The 8,979-nt window shown below is 64.1% G+C and carries 9 protein-coding genes (1 of these 9 running past the window's edge); all 9 read right to left on the bottom strand.

Translation table 11 applies throughout. The features are described 5' to 3' along the window. A protein-coding gene (locus O6760_RS10865; RefSeq protein WP_269585391.1) for a dihydropteroate synthase crosses the window boundary here: on the bottom strand, positions 1-271 show its start. 614 nt of this gene lie to the left of the window's left edge; the window shows 271 of its 885 coding nt (coding positions 1-271); the start codon lies at positions 269-271; the stop codon falls past the left edge of the window. Positions 272-351: 80 nt separating this feature from the next. Further along, on the bottom strand, positions 352-780 hold the full coding sequence (locus O6760_RS10860; RefSeq protein ID WP_269585390.1) for a dihydroneopterin aldolase: 429 nt from the start codon (positions 778-780) through the stop codon (positions 352-354). A gap of 185 nt (positions 781-965) precedes the next feature. Then, positions 966-1,820 carry a pyrroline-5-carboxylate reductase family protein gene (locus O6760_RS10855; protein WP_269585389.1) on the bottom strand — a complete coding sequence of 285 codons (855 nt, stop codon included), beginning with the start codon at positions 1,818-1,820 and terminating at the stop codon, positions 966-968. Positions 1,821-2,101: 281 nt separating this feature from the next. Continuing rightward, positions 2,102-3,127 carry a trans-3-hydroxy-L-proline dehydratase gene (locus O6760_RS10850; protein ID WP_269585388.1) on the bottom strand — a complete coding sequence of 342 codons (1,026 nt, stop codon included), beginning with the start codon at positions 3,125-3,127 and terminating at the stop codon, positions 2,102-2,104. A gap of 8 nt (positions 3,128-3,135) precedes the next feature. Beyond that, positions 3,136-4,239 carry a cis-3-hydroxy-L-proline dehydratase gene (locus O6760_RS10845; protein WP_269585387.1) on the bottom strand — a complete coding sequence of 368 codons (1,104 nt, stop codon included), beginning with the start codon at positions 4,237-4,239 and terminating at the stop codon, positions 3,136-3,138. A 12-nt stretch (positions 4,240-4,251) separates the two neighbouring features. After that, positions 4,252-5,505, bottom strand: coding sequence for an NAD(P)/FAD-dependent oxidoreductase (locus tag O6760_RS10840; RefSeq protein WP_269585386.1), 1,254 nt, complete (start codon positions 5,503-5,505; stop codon positions 4,252-4,254). Between the two features lie 56 nt (positions 5,506-5,561). Continuing rightward, a complete protein-coding gene (locus O6760_RS10835; protein ID WP_269585385.1) occupies positions 5,562-6,992 on the bottom strand; it encodes an aldehyde dehydrogenase family protein in 1,431 nt (476 codons plus the stop codon). 15 nt (positions 6,993-7,007) lie between these two features. Continuing rightward, a complete protein-coding gene (locus tag O6760_RS10830; protein WP_269585384.1) occupies positions 7,008-7,940 on the bottom strand; it encodes a 4-hydroxyproline epimerase in 933 nt (310 codons plus the stop codon). Continuing rightward, a complete protein-coding gene (locus O6760_RS10825; RefSeq protein WP_269585383.1) occupies positions 7,931-8,890 on the bottom strand; it encodes a dihydrodipicolinate synthase family protein in 960 nt (319 codons plus the stop codon). The genes O6760_RS10830 and O6760_RS10825 overlap by 10 nt, the downstream gene beginning before the upstream one ends. Positions 8,891-8,979: the final 89 nt, after the last annotated feature.

Here is an 8,979-nt window from a genome sequence, read left to right as displayed (position 1 = left end):
GGTCCGCAGTGTCGCCGGTCGATTCCGCACCGATATCGACCATGGCCGCACCTTCCAGCGTCATCCGCCGGCCACGATAGAGCGCAGCCTCGAATGTGTGGCAGACGGTTTCCCGGTAGGTGCTGTCCGGCGACAGGTTCAGAACTCCCATCTGGTAGGTGCGGTCCTCGAAGGTCCGGTTGAACTTTTCAAACGAAAAGGTCCGGATCGGCGTCTCGAGCGCATCGCGGTACTTGAGCCAGAGAGGCAGCAGGCGGTCTGCGGAAATCATTTATGAAAAGGCTCCTTGGAATTCGGCGGGCGCTGCCGGACAGCTTCCGGGCAAATAGGCGGGAAGGGCAGACCGGCAAGTCAGGCCCGCTTGCGAACGATACGAATGCCGACACCGGCGGCGTCCTCGAAAATGTCGGGCTTGGTCACCTTGACCATGACCTGGTCGGCCAGCGGATTGGTGAGCACGAAGGCCGCGACCGCTTCGGCCCAGTCCTCGACCAGGTCGACATGTCCGCCGGAGGCGGCCTTTTCCTGGATGAATTCGACGGCATCGGCATAGGAAACAAATTGGCCGGTCTCGCGCACGATCCTGCGATAGCCGGCAACCGTCCGGATCTCGACATCGAAGCACACCGATTGCCGGCGCCCCTTTTCGCTGTCGAGCACGCCGATTTCGGCCGGCAGCAACAATCCTTCGATCAGGATCGTGTCCCGGCTGTCCTCGACGAGATCCCCCTGCTCGCTTGAAGCCGTGGAGAGAGACGATGATTGCAATGGTGACGACATGGGAAATCCGGCGCAGTGATTAACGAATGACACCGCAAAGGCATGTCACCCCGGCCGCGCCGCCGTCAAGCAAAACAGGCGAGGCGTGCCGTGGACCGCCTGGTCCGGTGTGACCGCGGAACATCGTCACAAGGGACCTCCCATGTGCTTTTGAAAATCCGCGCGTCCTTCCGGCCGGGGATCGCTCAGTCCCTGACCACACGAAACTCGCTCGAAGCCGGTCGCTGTTGCAGGCCGGAGAGTTCGCCACAGCGGATGGCGGCGGCCTCGACAGTGCGCTTGACCAGATCCTGGATGCCGTTTTCGTCCGCCATGAATTCCAGCATGCCGGCTTCCGTCGTCCCCCCCTTGGAGGTGACCGCAACGCGGAACCCTGTCGCGTCGGCATTCGGCTGCGCCAGCATGCGGCCGGCACCGGCAACCGTCCTGATCGCCAGCTCGTGCGCAAGATCCTCCGGCAAGCCGAGTTCAAGACCCGCGGCGGCAAAGGCCTCCGCCATGGCGAAGACATAGGCCGGCCCGGCGCCGGACAGCGCAGTAACGATCGGCAGCAGATCTTCCTGCGGCATCTCGACGAGAGAGCCGACACAGGACATCAGCCGGATGAACAACTCCTTCTGCTCCTCGCGCAGATGCTTGTTGGCGACATAGGCGGTGATCGCGGCCCCGACCGTCGCCGGCAGGTTGGGCATGGCCCGGATCACCGGCGTGCCGTCCGGAAAGTTTTCCTCAAACAGCGAAATCGGTTTGCTGGCGGCAATCGAAAGGATCAGCGTCTCTCCGCCGCCATAGGCCTTGAGCGTCGGCAGCACTTCATCCACGTCGGGCGGACGGGTTGCGATCACGATCGCGCCTGGGCCTTCGGGGAACGGTTCATTGATGTGCACGCCCGTCTGGCCGGTCAGCCAGGCGGAAGGTCTCGGATCGCGAACAAAAAAGGTTTCGGCGGGAACGCCGTCCGCCATCCAGCTTCGCAGCAGCGCCTGTCCCATAAAACCACAGCCAATCAGGCAGACACCGCGATCCAACAGCCGTTTCATTTGTTCCATTGGCTCAAATCTATCAATTTACGCAGCGTGAACGAAACGGAACCAGAATAGTTCCCAGGCATACCCGGACCGTTCCTCTGCCGGCTCAAATGCATTGCGGCAACCAGCCGCTCCATTTCAACCAATAGAATGAATTTTCACTTCGACGACAATACGTAACTTTCTGAAACTGGTAATTTTTCCTTTCGATTCCTGTCATGTTTCGAAGGGCTTCCATAAATATTCGTTGTCTTCTATCTATTGCCGACCGCCAGGGCAGCGAAGGCGCGGGTCTACGCGCCCCAGGTGTCGCTGAGCCGGTATCCCGTCGGCCAGGGGTCGCTCGGATCCAGCATGTGCTGGTGAATGCCGGTGACCCAGCCGCGACCGGAAATCTCGGGCACAATGCCCTGAAGACCGCCGACCGTCTGTTCGGCCACGATCCGTCCGGTGAAGGTCGACCCGATGATCGACACCGCCTCGAACGTGTCTCCCACCATCATCTGGCCCTTCGCCGCCATCAGCGCCATGCGCGCGGAAACGGCAGTCCCGGTCGGGGAGCGGTCGACCTTGCCGGGCTGGATCGCGACGGCCGACTTTCCCGTAAGCCCGGTTTCCGTTTTCGACAAGGGACCACAGAATGCGCAGAAGGAGATGTGGTCCCAGTCCGGATTTTCCGGATGGGAAAAGCCGAGCTGCTCATTGGCCGCGTTGGTGATCTTCACGCCGAGCCGGGCAAGGTCCTTGGCCTCGTTCTCCGTGATGGCGAAACCGAGCGCGGCCGCATCGACCACCACAAAACTGTCGCCGCCATAGGCCGTGTCGACGCTCAGGGTGCCGAGCCCCTCGACCTCAAGCGGTACGGACAGTTTGCCGGCAAAGCTCGGCACATTCTGCACGAAGATCCGCTCCGCCTTGCCATCGCGGCACTCCGCCCGCACGCGCACCAGACCACCCGGTGCCTCCAGCACCAATTCGGTGACCGGCTCTTTCATCGGCACGATGCCGCCGTCAAGCAGCACCGTGGAGACGCAGATGGAATTCGAGCCGGACATGGGCGGCGTGTCCTCGGGCTCCATGATGATGAAGGCGGCATCCGCCTCCGGGTGCTTCGGCGGCACCAGCAGGTTGACATGCCGGAAGACGCCACCGCGCGGTTCGTTGAGCACGAAATTGCGAAGGGTCTCGTCCCTGGCGATGAAGCTGCGCTGCTCCCAGAGCGTGTCGCCCGGCGGCGGTGCGACGCCGCCGACGATGACATCGCCGACTTCGCCTTCCGCATGGCAGGAAATCACGTGGATCGTCTTGCTGCTGCGCATGGCGGACCTCAGGAGTAGCGGGCGACCGGCTCGCCCAGGGCATCGAAGATCGGCGTAATACCGAGACCCGGCCGGTTCGCGGCGGTCATCCGGCCATTGACGCGTTTGGGCGCGCCTTCGGCGATGTCGACCGTGCCATAGCTGTTGAAGTCCGTCGCCGAGAAAGTGAATTCCGGCGGTGTCGAGCGGGCGAGATGGGCGATCGCCGCCGTGGTGATGTCGCCGCCCCAGGTGTCCTCGATGGTCATCGGCAGGCCATGGGCAACGCACAGATCGCGCATCAATTTGGCCTTTGTCAGCCCGCCGACCTTGGAGATCTTCAGGTTGATGCAATCCATCGCGTCCTCGGCAATGCCGCGCACCAGCGTATTCGGCCCGTCGATCACCTCGTCGAGCACGAAGGGAAGCGCCGTGCGCCGGCGGATGGAAACGCTCTCCTCGTAGGTGAGGCAGGGCTGCTCGACATAGACATCGAGTGACGACACGGCCCCGACCACGCGTGCCGCCTCGTGCCGGGTCCAGCCGGTATTGGCATCGGCCACAAGCAGATCCGAGGGTTTCAGAACCGAGCGGGTGGCGTGGATCCGCTCGATATCGTCATTGGCGTCACCGCCGACCTTGAGCTGGAACTTGGTGTAGCCTTCCGCCGCATAGCCCTCGATCTTCTTCGCCATCACCTCCGGGTCTTCCTGGCTGATCGCCCGGTAGAGCACCACGTCGTCCTGGGCGGCCCCGCCCAGCAGCGTGTAGACCGGCTGCCCGGTCGCCTTGCCGAGAAGATCCCAGCAGGCGATGTCGATCGGCGCCTTGGCGTAAGGGTGACCGCGCAGGGCAGCGTCCATCACCCGGTTGACCTCACCGATATTGAGCGGGTCCTGTCCGATCAGGTGCGGCGCCAGTTCCTGCAGCCCGGAGCGCACGCCGAGCGCGTAGCTCGGCAGGTAGGCGGAGCCGAGCGGACAGCATTCGGCATAGCCTTTCAGGCCCTCGTCGGTCGCGATTTCCACCACGGTGCTGTCGAACACCTCGACGAAATTGCCGTTCGACCAGCTGTAGCGCCCCTCCTTCAGGGGAAGGTCGACCTGGTAGACATTGATGGCCGAGATTTTCATGAGTTTCCTCCGTTAAAAGCGGCGCGCTGAAAAGGCCGATGTGTCGATGGGGGTGGTGCCTTCACCGGCAAGACCGGCCACCAGTTCGGCGGTGCCTGCGGACTGGGTCAGGCCCAGATGACCGTGGCCGAAGGCGTAGACGATGCGCCGGTCGCTCGGAGACCGGTCGATCACCGGCAGGCTGTCCGGCATGGACGGGCGGAAGCCCATCCATTTTGTGCCGCCCCCTGTCTTCAGCTCGGGCAGGAAATCCTTTGCCTTGTTCAAAAGGATGTCGGCGCGCCGGTAGTCCGGCGGCAGCTTCAGCCCGCCGAGTTCCACCGCGCCGCCGACCCGGACACCGCCATTGATCTTGGTGACCACGAAGCCGTGACCGGAGAAGGTCAGGTGGGTTCTGAGCTCGAAGGCGCCCTCCGGCAGGGTCGTGTTGTAGCCGCGCTCGGTTTCCAGCGGGATCCTGTCACCGAGACCCCGCGCCAGGTGATGCGACCAGGCACCCGCCGCGACCACCACACGCCTGGCAAGGCAACTACTCTCTGAAGCGGTCACGATCTCGACGTCACGCTCCCTCGGAACCAGCCTGACGGCTTCGGCCGCGACCCGTTGACCGCCGCGCGTTTCAAAGGTCGTGGCCAGATGGTCAAGCCAGCGCGCCGGATCCACCGTATTGACCCAGTCGGGTGTATAAGCCGCGTGAGTGAACCGCGGATCAAGCCCCGGCTGGATGTCGGCGATCGCTTCCGGACTTTCCAGGAGGTCGAAGCGGATGCCGTGCTCGCGGCGCAGGTCCCAGCTGGCCAAGCTGGCCTGATACTCACGTTTTCCTTCATAAAGCTGCAGCTGACCTTCCCGCTGCAACAGGTCGGCGCTGCCGACATCCTGCACCTGCCGCTCGAGCGCCGCCTGCGAGTGCTGCATCAGGGACGCCTGTGCGGTGAGCGACGCCTGATACCGGTCCGGCCAGCTGGCACGCCAGAAGCGCAGCATCCACGGCGCGACCTTCAGCGCATAGGCGGGCGGGATCGACAGCGGACCGAGCGGATCGAGCAGCCATTTCGGCGCCCGGCGCATGATTCCCGGCGTTGCCAGCGGCACGATGTCGGTGAAGGCGAAGGCCCCGGCATTCATTTCCGATGCCTTGCGTGTCTCAGACGGCCGGTCCAGCACCAGCACCTTGTATCCGGCCTTCTGCAGGGCAAGCGCCGACCCGAGGCCGATGACCCCGCCGCCGATGACAATGATGTCGTGAACCACTGTGTCCGTCATGAAAATTCAACCCGGAAAGGGCCTGCGGAGCGCCGTTCTCCGCAGGCGAGATTGCCTCAGGGAAGCGTGTAGGCGGTCTTGACGGTGGTGTAGAACTCGGCCGCGTAACGCCCCTGCTCGCGCGAACCGAAGCTGGAGCCCTTGGTGCCGCCGAAAGGCACGTGATAGTCGACACCCGCCGTCGGCAGATTGACCATCACCATGCCCGCCTGGGCATTCTCCTTGAAATGGCTCGCATGTTTCAGGCTGGTGGTGCAGATGCCCGCGCTCAGGCCGAATTCCGTGTCGTTGGCAACGGCCAGCGCCTCGTCGTAATCCTTCACGCGGATCACGGAAGCAACCGGGCCGAACACTTCTTCAGTGTTGATGCGCATGGCATTGTCGGTCTCCGTCACCAGGGCCGGGGCCATGTAGAAGCCTTCCGTTTGCCTGTTCAGCCGTTCGCCGCCCTGGACTGTGCCGCCTTCTTTCGCAGCAATGTCGACATAGGACAGGTTCTGCTGCAGCTGGCGGTCGTCGACCACCGGCCCCATCTGGATACCGTCTTCCAACGCATTGCCGACCTTCATGGCCTTCATGGCGTCTGCAAGCGCGGCGACGAAGCGGTCGTGAATGCCTTCGCTCACCACGAGGCGGGAACTGGCGGTACAGCGCTGGCCGGTGGAGAAGAACGCGCCGTTGAGGCAGGCCGCGACGGCCACGTCGAGATCGGCATCGTCGAGAACCACCATCGGGTTCTTGCCGCCCATCTCCAGCTGGACCTTTTTCAGGTGCTGGCCGCAGGCGGCCGCGATGCCGCGCCCGGTCGGGACGGACCCGGTGAAGGAGATCGCGTTGACCTTTGAATTCTCGACCAGGCGCGGACCGATCTCGGAGCCGCGGCCCATCACCAGGTTGACCACGCCGTCCGGCACACCGGAGCGGGACAGGATCTCGACCAGCGCATGGGCGCAGCCCGGCACCAGCTCGGCCGGCTTCAGAACAACCGCATTGCCGTAACAGAGCGCCGGTGCGACCTTCCAGGCCGGGATCGCGATCGGGAAATTCCACGGTGTGATCAGGCCGATCACCCCGACCGGCGATCGTGTCACCTCGACATCGATGCCCGGGCGCACGGAGGCCAGCTTGTCGCCCGCGAGCCGCAGGGCTTCGCCGGCAAAGAACTTGAAGATCTGGCCGGCGCGCGCGGCTTCGCCAATGCCTTCCGGCAGGGTCTTGCCTTCCTCGCGCGACAGAAGACGACCGAGTTCTTCCTTGCGCGCCAGGATTTCGGTGCCGACAAGATCCAGAACGTCGAAACGCTGCTGCGGCGTGGACGCTGCCCAGCCGCTTGCCGCCGCGTGCGCCGCGTCAATGGCCTGATCGAGCTGCACCGCATCGCCCCTGGCCGCATGGCCGACAATGTCGCTGATGTCCGACGGGTTGATATTGGCGACGCTGTCACTCGTCTCGACCCACTGGCCGCCGACAAAATTCCTGTAATCCATGACAAATATCCGGTGTTAAAGACGGATCCCGGAGCGGTAGGGATCCGCGGGATTGAAAATCAGGTTGGCATCGGACGTGACGAAGGCCTGGCCGGCGACCGTCGGGATCACCCCGCCCCTTTCGCCCGGCCGGTAGCTGATCCGGTAGGTGCTGCCGATGACGCTTTCCTGCAGATAGGCCTCGCCCGGTGCCAGCAGTCCGTCCGCCGCGAGGCAGGCAAGCTTGGCCGAACAGCCCGTGCCACAGGGCGAGCGGTCATAGGCGCCGCCCGGGCAGAGCACGAAGTTGCGGCTGTCGGCCTGCGCGCTTTGGGGCGGACCGAACAGTTCGATGTGATCGATCCACGCGCCGTCCCTGCCGGTCACGCCGGCCTTTTCCAGCCCGGCCCGGATCTTCAGGGTCAGGTCGGTCAGCGGCCGGATATTGGCGCCCGTCAACGCGATCGGACTGTCCTTGACGAGAAAGAACCAGTTGCCGCCCCAGGCAACATCCCCGGTGACCGGACCGACGCCGTCGACATCGACGGTGACATCCTTCGCCAGCCGGTAGCTTTCCACATTGACCACCGACACGGTGTTGGCGTCGATCAGGTCGATGCCGACCTGGCCCACCGGCGTGTCAAGCCGGTGCTTGCCCGGTCCGATCTGTCCCAGATGCGCCAGCGTGACGCCAAGACCGATGGTGGCGTGACCGCACATGCCGAGGTTTTGCAGGTTGTTGAAGTAGATCACTCCGGCCGCACAGGCGGGATCGTCCGGCGGCACCAGAAGCGCGCCGATGATGGCATCGTGACCGCGCGGTTCCAGCACCACGGAGGCGCAGAAATCGAGATGCTCCGCCTCCAGCCGCGCCGCCCGTGTCGCGAGACTGCCCGACCCGAGATCGGGACCGCCGTCCAGAACGACGCGGGTCGGTTCGCCCGCCGTATGGCTGTCGATTACGCGCATTCGGTGATCACGCCTCCCTGTGCGCACCAGTCCGCGTACCAGGCCCTGAACAGCTTGTACTGCGCCTCGACATAGTTGCGCTGCGCATCGGTGAGCACGTCGGTCTCGTTGAAATGCAGGCGGTACTCGTCCTCGCCGTTCAGCACCAACAGGTGCTTGTAGTAAAGCACCAGGTCCGGGCCCTCGTCGAAGCTGGAGAGGACGCCGAGTGCCTCTTCCAGTTCCTGCGCCCGCTTGCGGGCTTCGGCATGGCCTTCGGCGGCTTTCTTGCACAGGGTCACCAGGTGCAGCACTTCCTTCGGCAGGGCATTGCCGATGCCGGTGATGGCCCCGGTGGCGCCGCAATTGAGGAACCCGTGATAGACGGCGGTGTCGACGCCGACCATCAGCGTGACCTGATCGTCCTGCGAGGTGATGTTCTCCGCCGCGTAGCGCAGGTCATCGAAGCCGCCGAATTCCTTGAAACCGATCAGGTTGGGGAACTCCGCCCGCAGGTCGAAGAAAAGATCGGCGCGGGTGGCGAAACCGTAATAGGGGCTGTTGTAGATCACCGCCGGCAGGCTCGACGCGGCCTTGAGGATGGCACTGAAATGATGACGCTGCGCGGTTACCGAACTGCCGCGCGACAACACGCGCGGGATCACCATCAGCCCGTGCGCGCCGACCTTCTGCGCATGCGCCGCATGGGCAGCGGCGGACTTGCTGTTGACCGCGCCCGTGCCGACGACCACAGGCACGCCGGCTTTCACGAGGCGTTCGACGCCTTCCATGCGCTCGGCATCCGTCAGCAGCGGCCAGTCGCCCATCGATCCGCAATAGACGACGGCGGACATTCCGGCGGCGATCAGCTCCTGGCCCTTCTTCACCAGCGCGTCGTAATCCGGCGAGCGGTCGGCCTTGCACGGGGTCATCAGGGCGGGCATCGTGCCGGAAAAGATGTTGGACGTCATAGTTTGCTCCTTGAAGGTCAGGCCTGCCGCGAATGGTTCCATGCACCGGGCACGGGACCTTGAGGCCTGACGGACTGATTTGGCGCCGG

The organism is Roseibium sp. Sym1, from assembly GCF_027359675.1.
In the GTDB taxonomy this organism is placed as follows: Bacteria; Pseudomonadota; Alphaproteobacteria; order Rhizobiales; family Stappiaceae; genus Roseibium.
The sequence above is the reverse complement of the archived record's forward strand: the minus strand, read 5'-3'. Positions and strand labels throughout refer to the sequence as shown.